A 17,444-nucleotide genomic window follows, 5' to 3' on the forward strand; every position below is an offset into this window, starting at 1 on the left:
CTTATCTCTCAATGGGATTACTCTTAATCAACCGAGCTCTCCCTTCAGGAACGTGTACTCCCCTGTCACATGCACCCGCTCCGGCATCCCGCCAAACTTTGCCTGCAGTATCAGCTCCCCGATCTCCTCTTTCATCACCCGGGCGATGCCGATGATGGATGTCGTTGGCCGGGCGTTCACATCCACTGCCCACGGTCGTTCGCCCAAAACATAATCTATGCCCGCGTAACCGCGCAAACCCAGGACATTCGCCGCCTTCTCCGCCGCCTCCCAGATCTCCGCCGCCCGGGGAGTGCGGTAGGGCACCTGGCTTCCCTGATATCTCATCTTCCCATCGGCAAAGTCGATCAGCTGGCGGTTGAGGGTTAAGGGCAGAAAACCCTCTTTCCCCACGATGAAGCTGGCGGAGAGGTGCAGCCCCTCATGGTAGCGGGTGACGATCTCCTCCGGCCCCGCCTGGGCAAAAGATGTGATCCTCACCCCTTCCGAGCCCGAGCCGGTGCGCGGCTTGACCACATACTGCAGGCAGCCCTTATCCACCGGGTCGGGCCGCTCCACGATCTCGGCCACCGGAACGCCGGCGCGCGCGAGCGCCCGGGTACTGAGCAGCTTGTCCGCAGCCAGACTGGCGGCAGCGGGGCTAGAGCCAAGATTGGCCGTCCGGCCTTCAATTATCTCCAAAAAATGAGGCTGCAGGCCATCAGGAGCGATCAGCAGGCATGCTTCTGCCTCGATCGACTGCAGGAGAGACCCAAAATCCCTCCCAGCCTCAAGCATTATGGGCTTGCCCTCTTTTAACCTGGGCCCAGAGGTGGGATAGGCCACCTCGTGTCCGCTGGACGCGAAGCTCTCCACCAGACAGGAGAGCATGGCTCTGCCCTCCAGCTCATGTGTGCCGCCCAGACCCAGGGCGGATGCATACTCGGCAACGAAGATGTCCATGAATTCTCGAACTGCCAATGAAGAGCAGGCTATACTAGTCTTATGGCCGAAGAGGCCGAAAGACAGGGCTATTGAGAGGAGGGAGATCGGCAAGAGACAAAGAAGCAAGAGATCATCAATTAACCTTTTATTCCAGCCCACTTCTCCTAAAGCCCATGAAGCTTCCGGGCACGGCGACAGCAGAGGAGAACATCCACATCGCCATGGGGAAGCTGGCCATCAGGCCTGGCGATCTGTTCCTGGATATAGGCTGCGGCTCAGGGGCAGTCTCCCTGGCCGCCTCATGCCACACAGACAGGATCTACGGCCTGGACCGCCGACCAGAGGCGATAAATCTCAGCAGAGAACTGGTTGAATGCGGGAAATTCCTCCTGGGCGAGGCAGAGGAGATCATCCCCCGCCTTCCCGCAGTGGACAGATGCTTTATCGGCGGCACAAGGGGAATAGACAGATTCCTTCCCGTCCTGCTGGAGAAGGCCAGCCCGGGATGCATGATCGTCGTCGACCTGGCCAGGATAGGAATAGCCAGCAAGGTGGCAGAGCTGATGAAAAAGGAAGGCATTTTCAGGGAGATCCTGCAGATTCACATCAATCGGGGCTACGACCTGGCGGGGGACATTGCCTTCAAGCCCATAAACCCCATATTCATGGTGATCGGCAAATGTTAATCGGCATAAGCCTAGGACCGGGCGATCCGCAGCTATTGACCTTCAAGGCAGCAGCGGCCTTGAAGAGCTGCAAGCGGATCTATGTTCCAGGGGAGATGGCAGCAGAGCTGGCCAGGCCCTACTCCTTCCCCCAGATCCTGGATTTCCCCATGATCCAGGATGAACTGGAGTTGAAAAGGATCTGGCAGAAAAATGCAGATATCATCGCCCAGGACGCTGGCGCCAGCCAGGTGGGCTTTGCCTGCATCGGCGACATCAACACCTTCTCCACCTTCAGCCATCTGAAGAAGGTGATAGAAGAGAGCCATCCGGGAATAGAGATCCAGACCATTCCCGGGGTGGGAGTGGTCCCAGCCCTGGCCTCCAGATTCGATGTACCTTTGGAGAGGTCTTTTCTGGTCTCGGACGGATCCCAGGTGCAGTCGGTGATCAGGATAAAGGCCACCAGGCCCAGGAAGCTGGCTGAGGAGCTACGAGAAGAGGGTTATGAGGATTTCACATTGGGCATGAGGCTCTTTACCCCGGAGGAGAGGATCGTCCGGGGAGAGATGCCGGAGAGGAGCGATTACTTCAGCGTCCTCTTGGCCCGGAGGAGAGAATGAAGGTCTACTTTGTTGGAGCGGGACCGGGCGATCCGGAGCTTATCACCGTCAAGGGCAAGAGGCTCTTGGAGGAGGCGGACCTGGTGGTGTACGCCGGCTCTCTGGTCAACCCCCAGCTCCTGGAGGGATTGAGAGCCATCAAGGTGGACAGCAATGGACTGTCTATAGAGGAGACCCAGGCAAAGATGGTCGAGTTCCTGCGAGCGGGAAAGAAGGTGGTGCGACTGCACAGCGGCGACCCTTCGATCTATGGCGCCATATTAGAGCAGATGAAACCCCTGGAAGAGATGGGAATAGATGTGGAGGTGGTTCCCGGAGTCTCCTCCCTCTTTGCCGCCTCCGCCGCCCTGAAGACCCAGCTTACCCTCAAGGGGATCTCTGAATCTCTGATCGTAACCAGGCCCAAAGGGACCACGCTGGCAAAGGACGACCTGCCCACCCTCAGCCGCCTGGGAACGACCATGGCCATATTTCTGGGAATCGACAAGATCAGGGACATAGTCCAGTCCTTAGACCTGCCGGGCACAACTCCGGTGGCGGTGGTCTATCACGCCTCCTGGCCGGACCAGCAGGTATTGTGCGGAACAATAGATGATATCGCCGATAAGGTAGAAGAGGCGAAGATAGACCACAGCGCCCTCATACTGGTGGGCGATGTGGTTAAAAGAACCGGATTTAGGAGGTCTCACCTATACCGGAGCCGCTGAAGTCCCTGGCCATCCTGGTCTTCCCCCGGGATAGGGATAAGGGAGAGAGGATTGCCCGGGCCTTAAGCGATCGCTATCAATCTACTCTAGTCCTTTATGAGGAGGAGAGGATGAAGAGGCTCCTTGAGAAATACGATCTGCTGGTAGCGATCATGGCGGTGGGGATCGTGACCAGAAGCCTCTGCCGCCATCTGCAGGACAAATGGCGAGACCGGCCGGTGGTTGCCGTCGACTCCGCCCTCAGCTGCGCTGTGCCGGTGGTAGGAGGCCACCACGGGGCCAATGACCTGGCCCTGCTTTTAGCAGAAAGGATGGGGCTCTATCCGGCCATAACCACCGCCACCGATGCCTCGGGCCGGCCCTGCCTGGAGAGCGTGGCCGGGCGGCTGAAGGCTGATATCGTGAACAAAAGCTCCTCAAAATCCATCAACCTCGCATTCTTGACAGAGGACGTCCCAATATTGAGGCTGAAGGGGCCTAAGATACTGCTGGTGGATGAAGATGTGGCGGTGCTCAAGGCAAAGGGGCTGGTTTTGGGTGTGGGGGCCAGAAAGGGCGTATCCTCTGAGGAGGTCCTCCAAGCGATAGACCAGGCCCTGGCGGAATCCGGCAGGAAGAGAGAGGATATAGCATTCTTAGCCACCGCCTGGCTAAAGAAGGAGGAGGAGGGCCTGCTGGAGGCGGCGAAGTCTCTAGACAGGGAGATCGTCTTTCTCTCCCGGGAGGAGCTCAACTCCCAAAAACCTTCCACTCCCTCGAGGGCAGAGGACCTGGGACTGGCGGGAGTTGCCGAGCCCGCAGTCCTCGCCCTGGCAAAGAGGCTCATTCTTCCCAAGAAGGCATACGGAAGGGTGACCGTTGCCATTGGAGAAAATTAAAATGACTGCCGAAAAGGGATTGGGATTCAATGAATGATTCTGCACTCAGCCGATCAATAGACCGTCATTGCGCAAACAGGCTCTCAATCGTTGGCATCGGGCCAGGTGATGCCTCCCTCCGCACCCTAGCGGCAGTGGATGCCATAAAAGGAGCTGATTATGTGGTCGGCTACCGGCCCTATCTGAAGCTCATAGAAGACCTCTTGCCGGGAAAGGAGGTCTACTCCAGCGGCATGGGAAAGGAGACAGACAGGGTCCGAGCGGCTTTGGATCTGCTCAGCCGGGGACCTGTGGCCCTGGTGAGCTCGGGAGACGCTAACGTCTACGGCATGGCAGGCCTGGGCCTGGAGATGGCAGAGCATCCAGCTGAGGTGGAGGTTATTCCTGGGGTCACATCATTTACCGCTGCAGCTTGCCGGGCCGGCCTTCTCTTCCGAGAATGCGTGGCGGTGATAAGCCTCAGCGACCTTCTCACCCCTTGGCAGGATATCGAGGGCCGATTGCGACAGGCAGCGGATTTTGGAATGCCCGTCGCCCTCTACAATCCCAGAAGCCGGAAAAGAGACTGGCAGCTATTGCGCGCCCTGAATATCTATGAGAAAAGAGATGTTCTGGTGGCAAAAGAGGTGGGAAGAGAGGGAGAAAGGCTCTTTTGGACCACAGCCGCTGCCCTCATGGATAGCGTTTCCCTGAGAGAGGAGATCGATATGACCACGCTTCTCATCCTCCCGGGCAGGGGCACTTACAGGGGGGATGTTGCTCGAGAGGCAGAGGTGAACCTGGTGGGCACCGGCCCGGGAGGTCAGGCAAACCTCACCGCAGAGGCCCGGACCATCCTCAGCTCATCTGAAAAAATTCTGGGAGCAGAGCGTTACCTGAACCTGATCGGGGACTATCCAGGGGAGAAGGTCGCTCATGCGGGTCCCTGCCCGGAGAGATCATACGCCCGCTTCCAGGAGGCAGAACAGCTCGCCCGCTCGGGAAAGAGGGCGAGCATCCTCACCGGCGGCGACCCGAGCATCTTTTCCGCGGGCTGGCGGATCATGGACCTGGCCAGAAATCGGCTTCCCGTTCACATATCTCCTGGAGTGAGCGCCTTCTCGTCAGTTGCCGCAAGGGCAGGAGCTCCCCTCTCCGGGGACTTCGCCCTTCTCTCCCAGCTGGATAATCCAGAAGCGCCATCCCTGCTGGCAGCAGCAGGCTTCGGCGTTGTGATCTATAATGTGAAAGGGCATGAGGTGCAGGCCTTCCTCCAGGAGCTGGAACCGGAGAGAGCGGTGGCCCTGGCCAGGGACGTGGCCCGGAAGGGAGAAGAGATGATCATAATGAAGGCAGAAGAGCTGATGGAGACAAAGCCATCAGGCTTCCGGTTCACCCTTCTGGTATCCTGCCCGAAGGCGGAGATAAGAGAGGGCAGGATCATAGCCCGAAGGGGATATGATACCAAATACAGCTACTAGAGCTGATTGATATGATAGAGAACTATACCGATATTGGGGCCAGCACACCTGAGGCGATAAAGATCAGCAGAAAAAGCCGGGAGCTCATATCCAGCATGATCGGGGACCGGAGCCTGGAGGACAGGATCACCCAGAGATGCGTCATTGCCACCGGCGACCCAAGCACAGCCGATATCATGAGATTTCAGAATGACCCTTTTCAGGCAGGCCTTAAGGCCCTGGAACGAGGCGCTCCCATCTACGTGGATATCAAGATGGTCCAGGCGGGGGTGCTAAAGAAAGGCCATACCAGCCCCATAGAGGCGTTCATCGATAAGGGAGACGAGCTGGCGGCATCCAGGGGGATCACCCGCACCTCAGCCGGTGTATTTGCCCTGAATGAGAAGCTCTCCGGATCAATAGCGGTGATAGGAAATGCCCCCTCTGCCCTGCTGACCCTCTGCGAGCTCATGGAGTCGGGACGGGTCCAGCCCGATCTGGTGATAGGAGTGCCAGTGGGCTTTGTCAATGCCCTGGAGAGCAAAGAGAGGCTCCGCGAGATCCCCGTCCCCTCGATATCCACTGCCGGTACCCGCGGCGGAACCCCCATCGCCGTAGCAGCCATAAACGAGATCATAAACACCTATGCCAGAGAAAGACCCTGAGCTGATAGCCGATCCAGTCAGCGGCTTTAGCATACCCCTCTCCTGGATCGAATCCTGTTCCGATCCCCGGGCCCGGGAGAAGATCCTGTCGGGCAGATGGACCATCCTCTCAAGCGGCCAATTATTAAAGCGCGGCCTTACCACGGGAACCACCGCCGCCGCCGCAGCGAAAGGGGCAGTCGTATCCCTGGTCCGGGCGACCGAAAGCCTGGAGGTGATGACGCCAGCCGGAATACCGGTCTCGGTTTCCGTTAAGGCAGAGAACGGCTACTGCAATGCTCGCAAGGACGGAGGGGACCATCAGTCCGATGTCACCGCCGGCCTGGGGATATCGGCCCGGGCAGAGCCATCTGGAGAGACGGTCCTCCTCGCCGGGGCGGGAATTGGAAGGATAGGAGCCGGAGGCCTGTGCGACCAGATCGGTCGACCGGCCATAAGCCCCTCAGCAAAAGGGCAGATCATGATGGCTATATCCGAAGGGCTGAAGGTGACAGGTCTTGAGCATGTTCGGGTGGAGATCTGGGTTCCCCAGGGAGAGAGGATTAGCCGCCAGACCCTCAACCCCAAATTGGGGATAATGGGAGGCATATCCATCCTGGGATCGACCGGATTTGTGGAGCCCTGGAATGAGCACCTGATAAATGAGAGGGCTGAGGAGCTGAAAGGGGCGAAGAAGGTGGTGGTCAGCACGGGCAGAACCGGACTCAAGCTCAGTCGAATTCTCTTTCCCGATCACGAAGCGGTGCTTATGGGAAACCAGCTGGGCCGGCTGGAGTTTGAGCCTGATCAGGAGAGCATCTTATGTGGCCTTCCCGCTCTGATACTAAAATGGGCTTGGCCCGAGATACTGGAGAATACGGGGTACAATACCGTGGCGGAGATGGTGGAAAAAGAGCCGGAGCATGAGAACATTGCCCTGGGATTGAGGAGGGCCAAAGAGAAGCTGCCTTACACCCGGATAGTTCTCCTCCATAGGGATGGGCGGATCTTATTGGAGGCTCCATGATCATCGTAGGAGTGGGCATCGGCCCGGGCATGATGACCCAGGAAGCCGGGGAGGCCATCGGCCGGGCGAGGTTGATCTATGGATCGAAGAGGTCGATAGACCTGGCCAGGGAATATATCGACCCGGACTGCATTGTCAGGGAGATAGAGGACTACAAGAGGCTCTCATCTCTGCCAGAGGAGGCCGTGGTTCTGAGCACCGGTGACCCCATGCTCTCCGGCCTGGGCTATCTGCCGGGCAGGGTGATCCCAGGGATATCCAGCCTGCAGGTGGCCTGCGCTCGCCTGAAGATCAGCGAGCTTGATGTGGTCCCCATCACAGTCCACGGGCGGAGGATGGACCCAGAGGCAATAGCATCGGAGCTGAGCCGGAACAAATCCGTCTTTCTTCTCACCGATGACAGCACCGATCTGGAAGGGGTCTGCCGGCTGCTGGAGGAGAGGGGGCTCGCGCGAAGCGTGCTCGCCCTAACAGATCTTGGCTACCCCCAGGAAAGGATCGAGAGAGGGAGCACTGCCTCTCCCCCTCAGGCCCCCGGTCTCTCCTGCGTTCTCATCGGACCGCTGTGAACGGATGAATTCAGGGATGGCAGCTCTTGCAGGGAAGATATCCCTGGCTTTTTGCCTCCTCGGCGCTCTGGAAATAGACCTTGTTCTCCTGCTTGATCTTCAAGGCATAGCGGCAGTCAGGGAGATGGTACTTCTTAGAGGTGCTGCTGCCTACGAAATTCCCTTCTGACTCCTTCTTTCCATCTGATTCATCCATGACCACAACGCTGCTGACTGATGCTTCGCCACCATCGGCATCGGCGCCGGCGCTACCATCAAAAAGCTCAGGATCCCCTGCACCATCTCCATCTTCGCCTGAACCAACTGATGCATCAAATTCATCTGCGACGCGATCATCGGCCTCATTCTCATCCTCTGACCTGGAGTCTTCTCCTTCTGCCGATATCTCTGCCTTTGATTCCTTCGAATCCTCTTGCTCGGCCTCTTCTGGAGCCTGAAGCTTGGTGGTTAGCCCTTCTCCTGACGATATCAGAGCACGAGCTTTCGTACTCTCGACACGCTCGATTTTTCTCTCTTTCTCGCCCTCTCTCCCTGCATCCTCCTCTGGCTCTTCTTCATCCTCATTTGACTCATATCTATAGAGAGATCTGCCGGCATAAAGGGCACGAGCATCAGAGATCGATATCAATTCCCCAGAGGAGATCCTTTTAGAGATCAGATCCTCCTGGTCCTCAGCCAGGCTGCACCTTCTGTTCTCGCTGGCCAGAATGCCGCCAGGGCCTGATGCCTCCAGGGTGCAGGTGTAGTTGCCGGGAAGTAGTTCGAGGTTCTTGGCGATCTCGAAGCTGTAATCCCTGTTCGTCTCCAGCCTCATCAGCAGGTACTTGGTGCTTGAGATTGAGGCCTTCCCCTGGCGGAGGGTGGCATTGAGCAATAGATAAGGTAGAGTGCCATTCCCGGTGAGAACGACATTTCCCCGCAGGCTGAAGAGATCGATATCCAGATTGGGGTCTATCTCCATTTTCAGCTGACCCGACCACGCCTCTGACTGCTGAGCTGCACCGCCAGCGGATGAGGCATGCTGTGGTTGGGATCCCAATTCGATGCAGCCAGTGATGGACGATAATACCAGTATAAGGGGAAATAATATCGGAGCTATACCACACTCTCTAAACTTTTTCAAACACAATTGACCAACCCCTTGATTTCCAGTGGAAAGCAGAAGCCCTGAAATGCGCGCCTTATGAAACTGGCCCGAGCAAGGCAATCTTGAGCAGAGGGCCATTTGATCCTCACAGGAAGCTGCATTGCCTTCGAAAAAAGAGCTTGATTCTATTCACATCGATCGGAGCACACGCAGCAGTCCTTCTGCACAGTCCAGCATCTTTTTCAGCCTATCCAGATCCTGCTCAGATCTTATGCCTGCAGAGAGCTCGTCCAGCCGCGCGATCAATGATGCGCGCAGCCCAGCCTTCGCCTCCATGAGCCCGCCATCCATCCTCTCCTCATCAAAGGGGTCCGTACTCCTCGTTCCGCCAGGCAAACTCTTCCCTGCCGCCTGCAAGAGAGGCATACTGGGCTCGTGATCCGGCCGATCCTCTTCTGATCCCGAAGGCTCCGGAGCCTCTCTTCCAGCTCCGGAAAGCTGCTCACCATGGACCTGCTCATCCTGAAATGAACAGACCGGGCAGACTATCACTCCCTGACAGCGAAATAGGGGCGCTCCGCAGTCATGGTGCGTAGCCAGCATTGTGCATCCCCTCTCAAGAAGCCTGGTTATCTTGCTGAGTACTTCATCTTCTTCCATCGTCCCATCACCAGCATTACCACATACGTTTAAATACAACGATATATCATCCTTGAATCAAAGGCAGATAAACATCATAACCTTTTTCCCATAGATATGGGTGGTGGTTCTATGACAGCTGAAAATGTCCTTAAGCAATGTGTTGAGGTATTAGAACGTATTATGAGCGATGATGCAGTCCCGAGGAATATCAGGCGCTCTGCAGAGAGCGTCAAGACCATCCTCATGGACGAGAGCGTAAACGAGGCGATAAAGGCCGCATCTGCCATTTCCATACTCGATGAGATAAGCAATGACCCTAATATTCCACTTCATACCAGAACCCTGATCTGGAATGTTGCTAGCCAGCTTGAGACCATACCAGTCAGCTAAATCCCTCTTTTGGACCAGATAGCCAAGCAGCTTTCCACGGCCTATGAGAGGGACCGTATGGTTTCCACTGGAACTCAAGCCTATGTGACCTCTGTCCCTCCGCTAATCGTTCTTGGTTGGATATGCAGGATGAGTTTGACTCTTCGATCCTGCATTCACTGAGGTCATCTTGGGCTCCATCCATTTTTTTTGTCGGCATTCTCTATGCTTCAGTTCCTGCTATTCAAATATCTTCCATCCGATAGCAATAGCTGTAAATCCTTCGTGGTGATGCTCTTGAGATATCAAGGTTCAATTTCATCGGTTTAGCGCTTGCATTCAACTGGACGTGATCTGAAATTGCGATGAAGACGCTAGCTACGGATTCTGGTTTCATTAGCGTTTATTGATCCTGTTACTAACAGTCGACAAAAACTATTGAACTATCATCCGTATCGCGAAGAATATAATCGATATTCTTAGTAACTACTTACTTAAATTGCAGCTTTTTTATGTGGTTACGTATCATTTAGCTATAGATTTAAGATGTTTATCTGCATAGATTAAAACATAGTCTCTTTCTCTGTAGAGAGGAAGATATATATATGAATAAAAGAGAACCTAGAAATGGCTAGTTTTATTTTATTATCTATCAGGGTATTCGCTGGAGTTTTATCTCTTTTCCAGAGGAAATCATGGGGTAGGAGGCCAATATTTCCAGAGGAAATGAAGGGGAGTTAACCATAACTCTTAATATCCACCAGGACGATTTTAAAATGTTCAAGGGGAATTATCTTGGTACCTACATCCAGAGGGTTATTTGCTGATTTATTGGCGCAAGGGGAGATATTTCAATCCAGAGACATCCTGCGTCCTACATATACACCATCCAAACTGCCTCACAGAGAAGAGCAGATCAATAACCTTGCATCGATTCTGGTCCCAGCTCTGAGAGGTGAGACGCCCTCTAATGTCCTCATATACGGAAAGACTGGCACCGGAAAGACAGCGGTGGCCAAATATGTGGGAAAAGAACTGGAAGAGGCCAGCTTTGAAGATATGAAGTGCGTTGTGATATACATCAACTGCGAGGTAGTCGATACCCAGTACAGGATTCTGGCCCACCTGGCAAGGCACTTCGACAGAGATATTCCGATGACCGGTTGGCCCACAGACCAGGTTTATGCAGAGTTTAGGAATGCTCTGGATGAGGAGAAGCAAGTTGTAGTGATAATGCTGGACGAGGTGGATAAATTGGTGCGAAAGGGAGACGATGTTCTCTATAACCTCTCCCGGGTAAACTCCGACCTCCTCCGATCGCGGGTGAGTATCATCGGCATATCCAATGACCTCAAGTTCACAGAGTTTCTTGATCCCAGGGTGAAGAGCTCTCTTGGTGAGGACGAGATCATCTTTCCGCCCTACGATGCTGAGCAGATCAGAGAGATCCTGGAACAGAGGGCCAATGTCGCATTCTGTTCCGGATCCTTGCAGGAGAGCGTAATACCTCTTTGCGCGGCATTCGCAGCTCAAGAGCATGGAGACGCCCGCCGAGCCCTTGACCTCTTGCGCATCTCTGGAGAGCTGGCGGAAAGGGCCCGATCTACTGTGGTCACGGAGGTTCATGTCCGCCAGGCCAGAGATAAGATAGAGCAGGATCGGGTAGAAGAAGTCATCAAGACCCTGCCCACCCAATCTAAGCTAGTGCTCTATAGCATCATTCTCTTAGAGGAGCAAGGAACGAGAAACATCACTACTAGTGCGGTCTACAATATGTACAAACAGCTCTGTCCTCTGGTAGAGACCGATTTTCTCACCCATCGCCGGATCACAGATCTCATTGCGGAGCTGGATATGCTTGGCATCTTGCATACCATTGTGATCAGTAAGGGCAGATATGGCCGGACCAAAGAGATAACATTGAGTGTGTACTCCGGCAAGCTCAAGTCAATACTGCAACAGGATTACCGGCTGAAGGATCTGACCAATGTCACTGTCCCCCAGCAAGCTCGTTTGGGGCTCTGATATATTTCCCAATATACATTTTTATTTATCTAATTGAATCTCCCTCTATGGCTTTCCTATCTCCGTTCATCCGGTTCCTGATGCCTCTCATCTCGATTGGGCCAATATGCTTTGTTCACCTCTCAGGGCACTCTCTATTCTAGATGCCTAATCCTATGAAATGAAGGGCTAACAAGAGGATTGCTCCAACTGCCCCGCCGATTCCGCAAATCAGTATGACCAGCCAGCTATAGCCGATATCCGCGCTGATGAACTGATTGGCCAGGAAAAGAATAAAGAGGCCGGCGATTGCGTTTATGACGAAATTTTTAAGGGACCTCAGCAAAAGAAAGGCTCCGAATATGAGAACGACCGCCAGCAAGACTATTCCAACTTCGATCATAGCTGTATATTAGGGTAGTCTAGCTATTAAAAATTCTCCTAATCAGCCTCTGAACGGCTCCATCTCGCTTGCCAGACGGTGGAGCTCTTTTGTATCCAAGGATAACGGATCAATGTGGATCAGCATTATTGCGTTCTTCATGGCAATCTCATCTCTCTGGAATTGAACGAACCGGAGCACAGTCTCATAGTTGCTCTGGGTGATCAGGTAGCCCATGCCTTCCAGGAGGATGATTGGATAGTTGGCCTGGTCGAGGAATTCGGAGATCATGCCGCTCAACCTGGGAAAGTTCGTGGGGTCCACCGTTCTGTATCCTGGTTCGCTCTTTTGAGTCAGCCATATCACAGTCTCCGGAGGTATGCTGAATCTCTCTTGCAGAGTCTCGGGATTGTGTCGGCTGAGGCATAACCCTTCCATTCCATGAGCTACCAGCTCGCTGAATACCTCCAGGCTCTTTTTGGGCTTCTCCTCCTCTACGATATACGTGGTCCCTGGGATAAGCGATACCTCAAATGGGCTCCTTCCATAGCTCTTCATGATCTCAGCCAATGTATCCTTGATATCGAAAGTGGGATCAAATGTTCTGATGATTCTGTCCAGCCTCCTTAAAGCGAGGAAAAAGCTATGCCTGGTCAGAACCAGTCCTGGTCTGATATTCAAACTGGGGATGGCGGTCAGAGCATCCTGCATATCTGGCTCGCAGGCCGGCCCGGCTTCGTCAGAGGGCCGATCTCTCTTTGGAGCCACCTCAAAGAATCCGCCTGCTGCAATAAGTTCATTGGCTTTCATGATCACCTCTCTTCTCACCTCTTCATTCAGTGCGGAGAGCATCGTATCTGAGAAGAGCCGAAAGAGGTACTCTGAGAGGGGACCCAGGGTGAACAATAGCTCTTTTGCTTCATTGACGCTGGAATTCAGTTCCATATGGACGAAATCCTCTCCCTCAGCCAGGATCAGATGAGTCCTTTTTCCCAGCAGCTCCATCTGATAGACGAAGTCCAGCATCTCCCTCTCTGGAACCTTGAACATGTTCTCATTCACCAGCTTTTCTATGCTGTCGATGAGCACAATGCTGTTTCTGCTGGAGTCGACGAACGATTTTATGGTTATGAATAGGAGGGGCAGATTTCGGGGTGAGATGTATCGATCGCTTCTCTTCTCGTCGCTCAGCTTGATGATGGGCGTCTCCTTGAATCCCCAGCGGAGCCTGACCTCCTCCGGGGAGGAGTGGGTGATACACAGCCCTTCTACACCGTGGGTGATCTGGTCGGTGAAGACCTCATAAGCGATATCAGGCACTATGTATATCCTTCCCCTCGTCAGATCATAGGTGGGAAGGGTCTCCTTCTTCTCTTCCACCACTGGCTTAACGGGAACCTGTTCCTCTACAATCATTCTGGTGGCAGAAGGTCCTACTGACCCGGTGAGGGTCTTTTCGAACTGGTTCCAAAGCTCCTGAAGTTGCCTGGGGCTAACCGTCTCTCTGGTCGCTCCCAGTTGCCTCAGATATAGATCGACCTGACGATTTGCTCTTTCCTCTCCTATATACTTTGCAAGGGTCGTCTCGATCTCGCTTATTGTCCCATAAAGCATAGCTCGGGGCTCAACTGGCAGCTCCTCGCCCTGTGCCATCGCTTTTTCTGCACCGTATATGAATGATTTAGCGATGCTTTCCTCCTCGAGACTGGGCTTAGTGAGAAGGGATACGAGGATGTAAAGGCTGGTGTTGACCAGCAGCGTCCAGAATACGGAGTTGGTCCACTGGTCAAGGCCGAGGCCGAATAGGTCTGTGGGTCTGAGGAAAGACAGGCCGAAGGCTCCATCTCTAACCAGGCTTGAGAGCATGCCATCGTCCCCGGCCATGGTGGGTATCAAGGCGGTGTAGGACCAGAGCAGAAATCCTGAAACGAGACCTGCCATAGCTCCTTTTCGGTTTCCTCCTCTCCAATAAAGGCCTCCGAGAGCAGCTGGCGCCAGCTGACTGGCAGCGAGAAATGAGACGATTCCGATATCTGCCAGTATCTGATAGGCAGCAACATGGGAGAAGAGGTATCCTAATAGGACAACCAGGAGTATATTCAGCCTTCTGGTGTTGAGGAGTGCATCGGCCAGGTTCTTCTGCTTTTTAATATGGCGCAGAATATAGGGGAGCTCCAGGTCGTTGAGCAGCATCGTGCCGACGGCCACGGACTCGACTAGGATCATGGCAGTGGCTGCCGATGTCCCTCCTATGAAGACCAAAAGAGATAGAAGGTCTTGATTGTGGCTATAAGGTATGGTTATTATGAAGGAGTCCTTGAGGCCGGGGGTATTGAGGAGCAACCCGCCCCAGGCGATGGCCGGAACGAAAAGGTTGATCAGCAGGAGGTAGAGGGGGAAGAGCCACATCGCCTTTTTCAGATGGCCCACTTCTGAGTTCTCCACAACCATGACATGAAACTGTCTGGGCAAGAATAATATGGCAAAAAAGGACACGAGGGTCAGGGAGAACCAAAGAGGATACTCCACGTCCATGAGGTTGGAATAATTCGGATTACTACGAGCCTGTTCAGCCATCTGGCTGAAGATATCCCCATAGCCTCCAAAGATTCCATAGGCAACGAATAGCCCTATCATCAGAAAAGCCACCAGCTTCACCAGGGATTCGAAGGCCACCACAGCAATCAGCCCCTCATGCCGCTCCATGGGGTCTAGCTGGCGGGCGCCGAAGATCATGGCGAATATGCCCAGGAGGAGGGCCACCACCAGGGTGCTCTCCCAGGAGAAGCTCAGGAGGGTATGGGATTCGGCCAGAGTCTCTAATGAGGTGGAGATGGCTATCAGCTGCAAAGCCACATAAGGGGTTACCATGACCAGGCTGAGCAGAGCAACCACTGCGCCGATGGCATAGCTCCTGCCGTAGCGAAAGCTCAAGAAATCGCTGATGGAGGTGAGGCGGTACTCCTTGGATACGCGAACCATCTTTCTGATGAGCACCCAGCCCAATGTCATAGCCAGGACGGGCCCTAAATATATAGGCAAAAATTCCAGGCCGGTAGATGCTGCTCTTCCTATGGAGCCGTAAAAGGTCCATGCTGAGACATATACGGATAGGGAGAGGGCATAGACATAGGGATTGCTGACGATGCTCTTGCCCTCTAGCTTTCTATTATCTGAGAACCTAGCTATTGCGAAAAGAAGGAGCAGATAGAGCACCATAACCACAAGAGCGGTATTCTGGCCTATCAACCAGAATTCCCCCGGTCAAAGAGGTACATCAGGAGAATGAGTATCATCCAGACTGCAGATATATAGACGAGTATCGCAGGCATGCCCAGCAGAATTATGGCATCGGCCAAGGAAAGCATAGGCCAGTTGAGCAGCACCCATCCTAAGAAGAAGAGCAAAATCCAGAAATCCTTCTGGCTCAGGAGGTCGTGGAGTGAGGCCATGGCTATAAACCCGGATAGGTTATAATCCCCTTAGCAGATATATCTACTGCATGTAGATCAGACTGCTTTTATATCAGGAATTCATTCTCGCAGCCGTGAGATGAATTGATCCTCAGAACTCATTATTCAGGCCAAATATCTGCGGATATGGACGGAAAAGAGGTCATGCTGGCGGGCTTCGCCCATGAGATCAGGGACCTGGGGGGCATAGCTTTCCTGGTGCTCAGGGACAGAGAGGGAATGGCTCAGATAACTCTGGTCAAGAAGCTCCTGGGAAAGGATGTTTTCAAGATGGCGCGCTCCATCAGCCGGGAGAGCGTGGTTATGGTCCGGGGGAATGTTAAGGCGGAGGCCAAGGCTCCGCGAGGATATGAGATCCTTCCCACGGAGATTCAGGTTTTAAGCGCCGCCCAGGTGCCTCTTCCTTTGGATCCCACGGAGAAGGTGGAGTGCGAGCTTGACACCCGCCTTGACTCCCGGTTCATGGACATCCGCCGGCCCTGCGTCCTGGCTGCATTCGAGATCGAGAGTGCAGTTCTTTTCAGCCTCAGGGACTATTTCCATCGAAAGGGGATAGTTGAGGTCTTCACCCCCAAGATCGTGGCCGCAGCCACAGAGGGAGGGACTGATCTCTTTCCCATCAGCTACTTTGAGAAGGAGGCCTTCTTGAACCAGAGCCCTCAGCTCTACAAACAGATGCTGATGGGAGCGGGCATGGATCGGGTTTATGAGATCGGTCCCATCTTCCGGGCGGAGGAGCATGATACCAGGCGCCATCTGAATGAGGCCATCTCTATAGATCTGGAGGTGAGCTTTGCCGATGACAAGGATGTAATGGAGATCCTGGAGGAGGCGGTGGCCGGGGCATATAGCTATGTGGCTGATAACTGCCGCCGCCAGCTGGAGGTCTTGAATATGGAGCTGGAGGTGCCCCGGCTCCCCTTCAAGAGGATCACCTACACCCGTGCTCTGGAGCTGGCGGAAGAGAAGGCTGGGGCCAGGATGCAATGGGGCGACGACCTGGATACAGAGACGGAGAGATTCTTAGGAGAGAGCATTGGAGAGCATTACTTCCTGATCGATTGGCCATCATCCATCAAACCCTATTATACTCTGCCTTATGAGGACAAGCCTGAGATCTGCCGGGGATTCGATCTCATGCACCCGAGGATGGAGCTGGCCAGCGGGGCGCAGAGGGTGCACGACTACAGCCTGCTGGTGGAGAGGATAAAGGAGAAGGGGCTGGATCCAGATGGCTTTGAATTCTATCTTCGCGCTTTTCGCTATGGAATGCCCCCTCATGCCGGTTGGGGTCTGGGGCTGTCCCGTCTGGTGATGACCATGCTCAATTTAGAGAACATTCGCGATGCGGTGATCTTTCCCAGAGATCGAAGGCGCCTTGTGCCCTAGGATATGCCAGGAATGGAGAGGAAATATAGTAGCGTAAGCACAAATCATCTCCATTCTTATAAAATAATATTTAACATTAAATAGGCATATATTTGCATTTATGCCATTTTGGTTTTAGAGGAAAGGATGCGGCGCAGACCCGATAAGAGGGCTGCGCTCCTTTGCCTGAGGCTTCAGATATGGTTTAGACCTAATCCAGCTTCTCGATGCCCTCTTTCTTCACCTTTGGCTTCCATATTTTGTCCGGCATCCAGGCAGGCGCTCCAGCAGGCTTGTCTACCTGTACCCTCTCTCCTGAGAAGATGTGCACCTTCTTGGTGCCACGCTCACGCAGCTTAATCTCTGTGTAGCCGCGGTTGGCGGCTTTCAGTGCCGCTTGCCTGGGCGATTTTCCTGTGAAGACTCCAATCTCATTTCCCTGGGCGTCCCTCAGGGCAAAGTTTCTCATTTCAGCCAAATTTTTCCCTCCTGATGGTTATGATATGCCTCTCTGATTCGGTATATTAATTTAATCCAAAAGTATCTCCCCCTGTCTCCCAAATGAGGAGTGAGCAGCTGCCCGATCACTGCCAATTGATCCACCATTCTGTCCATAATTCAATGGTATTCGGCAAAAAATTTG

Annotated in this window: 17 protein-coding genes; 11 read left to right on the forward strand and 6 right to left on the reverse strand. The window is 53.9% G+C overall.

Features of this window, described 5'->3' with window-relative positions; genetic code table 11:
* Positions 1-27 precede the first annotated feature (27 nt).
* Positions 28-1,035 carry an ATP-grasp domain-containing protein gene (locus tag BP822_RS05795; protein WP_286877934.1) on the reverse strand — a complete coding sequence of 336 codons (1,008 nt, stop codon included), beginning with the start codon at positions 1,033-1,035 and terminating at the stop codon, positions 28-30.
* 62 nt (positions 1,036-1,097) lie between these two features.
* Here BP822_RS05795 and BP822_RS05800 point away from each other — a divergent pair, with 62 nt between their 5' ends.
* From BP822_RS05800 to BP822_RS05835, 8 genes are read left to right on the forward strand one after another with little or no spacing between them, the layout of a single operon-like run.
* Entirely contained in the window at positions 1,098-1,610 is a 513-nt protein-coding gene (locus tag BP822_RS05800; protein WP_286877936.1) for a methyltransferase domain-containing protein, read from the forward strand.
* Positions 1,604-2,212, forward strand: a complete 609-nt coding sequence (locus tag BP822_RS05805) for a cobalt-factor II C(20)-methyltransferase (RefSeq protein WP_286877937.1) — start codon at positions 1,604-1,606, stop codon at positions 2,210-2,212. The genes BP822_RS05800 and BP822_RS05805 overlap by 7 nt, the downstream gene beginning before the upstream one ends.
* Positions 2,209-2,919: a precorrin-4 C(11)-methyltransferase gene (cobM, locus tag BP822_RS05810; protein WP_286877939.1), complete on the forward strand. Its 711-nt coding sequence runs from the start codon at positions 2,209-2,211 to the stop codon at positions 2,917-2,919. Before BP822_RS05805 ends, cobM begins: the two co-directional genes overlap by 4 nt.
* 14 nt (positions 2,920-2,933) lie before the next feature.
* A complete protein-coding gene (cbiG, locus tag BP822_RS05815) occupies positions 2,934-3,797 on the forward strand; it encodes a cobalt-precorrin 5A hydrolase (protein ID WP_083804685.1) in 864 nt (287 codons plus the stop codon).
* 29 nt (positions 3,798-3,826) lie between these two features.
* On the forward strand, positions 3,827-5,257 hold the full coding sequence (locus tag BP822_RS05820) for an SAM-dependent methyltransferase (RefSeq protein WP_286877941.1): 1,431 nt from the start codon (positions 3,827-3,829) through the stop codon (positions 5,255-5,257).
* A gap of 11 nt (positions 5,258-5,268) precedes the next feature.
* Positions 5,269-5,901, forward strand: a complete 633-nt coding sequence (locus BP822_RS05825; RefSeq protein ID WP_013719345.1) for a precorrin-8X methylmutase — start codon at positions 5,269-5,271, stop codon at positions 5,899-5,901.
* Positions 5,882-6,907, forward strand: a complete 1,026-nt coding sequence (locus BP822_RS05830; protein ID WP_286877942.1) for a cobalt-precorrin-5B (C(1))-methyltransferase — start codon at positions 5,882-5,884, stop codon at positions 6,905-6,907. Before BP822_RS05825 ends, BP822_RS05830 begins: the two co-directional genes overlap by 20 nt.
* A complete protein-coding gene (locus tag BP822_RS05835; protein WP_273271803.1) occupies positions 6,904-7,476 on the forward strand; it encodes a cobalt-precorrin-7 (C(5))-methyltransferase in 573 nt (190 codons plus the stop codon). The genes BP822_RS05830 and BP822_RS05835 overlap by 4 nt, the downstream gene beginning before the upstream one ends.
* Positions 7,477-7,486: 10 nt before the next feature.
* Here the strand turns inward: BP822_RS05835 and BP822_RS05840 are convergent, their stop codons facing one another.
* Both BP822_RS05840 and BP822_RS05845 read right to left on the reverse strand, forming a co-directional pair.
* Complete coding sequence (locus BP822_RS05840; RefSeq protein ID WP_052297538.1) at positions 7,487-8,437, reverse strand: Ada metal-binding domain-containing protein; 951 nt, start codon at positions 8,435-8,437, stop codon at positions 7,487-7,489.
* A gap of 315 nt (positions 8,438-8,752) precedes the next feature.
* Positions 8,753-9,223 (reverse strand): Sjogren's syndrome/scleroderma autoantigen 1 family protein, encoded by a 471-nt coding sequence (locus BP822_RS05845; RefSeq protein ID WP_273466002.1) that lies wholly within the window; start codon positions 9,221-9,223, stop codon positions 8,753-8,755.
* Between the two features lie 96 nt (positions 9,224-9,319).
* On the opposite strand from BP822_RS05845, the gene BP822_RS05850 reads away from it, so the two are divergent.
* The gene (locus BP822_RS05850) at positions 9,320-9,595 is read left to right on the forward strand and encodes a UPF0147 family protein (protein ID WP_193373741.1); all 276 of its coding nucleotides are present in this window, start codon (positions 9,320-9,322) and stop codon (positions 9,593-9,595) included.
* A 768-nt stretch (positions 9,596-10,363) separates the two neighbouring features.
* Positions 10,364-11,599, forward strand: coding sequence for an ORC1-type DNA replication protein (locus BP822_RS05855; protein ID WP_394339428.1), 1,236 nt, complete (start codon positions 10,364-10,366; stop codon positions 11,597-11,599).
* A gap of 139 nt (positions 11,600-11,738) precedes the next feature.
* On the opposite strand, the gene BP822_RS05860 is transcribed toward BP822_RS05855, so the two are convergent.
* Both BP822_RS05860 and BP822_RS05865 read right to left on the reverse strand, forming a co-directional pair.
* Positions 11,739-11,981, reverse strand: coding sequence for a pro-sigmaK processing inhibitor BofA family protein (locus BP822_RS05860; protein WP_013719338.1), 243 nt, complete (start codon positions 11,979-11,981; stop codon positions 11,739-11,741).
* Between the two features lie 42 nt (positions 11,982-12,023).
* On the reverse strand, positions 12,024-15,209 hold the full coding sequence (locus BP822_RS05865) for a sodium:solute symporter family transporter (protein WP_286877943.1): 3,186 nt from the start codon (positions 15,207-15,209) through the stop codon (positions 12,024-12,026).
* A 350-nt stretch (positions 15,210-15,559) separates the two neighbouring features.
* On the opposite strand from BP822_RS05865, the gene aspS reads away from it, so the two are divergent.
* Positions 15,560-16,822: an aspartate--tRNA(Asn) ligase gene (gene aspS / locus BP822_RS05870; protein WP_273278109.1), complete on the forward strand. Its 1,263-nt coding sequence runs from the start codon at positions 15,560-15,562 to the stop codon at positions 16,820-16,822.
* A gap of 190 nt (positions 16,823-17,012) precedes the next feature.
* On the opposite strand, the gene BP822_RS05875 is transcribed toward aspS, so the two are convergent.
* Positions 17,013-17,279 (reverse strand): non-histone chromosomal MC1 family protein, encoded by a 267-nt coding sequence (locus tag BP822_RS05875; protein ID WP_013719334.1) that lies wholly within the window; start codon positions 17,277-17,279, stop codon positions 17,013-17,015.
* Positions 17,280-17,444 lie beyond the last annotated feature (165 nt).

The sequence above is a fragment of the Methanosaeta sp. UBA458 genome, assembly GCF_002496085.1.
Classification (GTDB): Archaea; Halobacteriota; Methanosarcinia; order Methanotrichales; family Methanotrichaceae; genus Methanothrix; species Methanothrix soehngenii.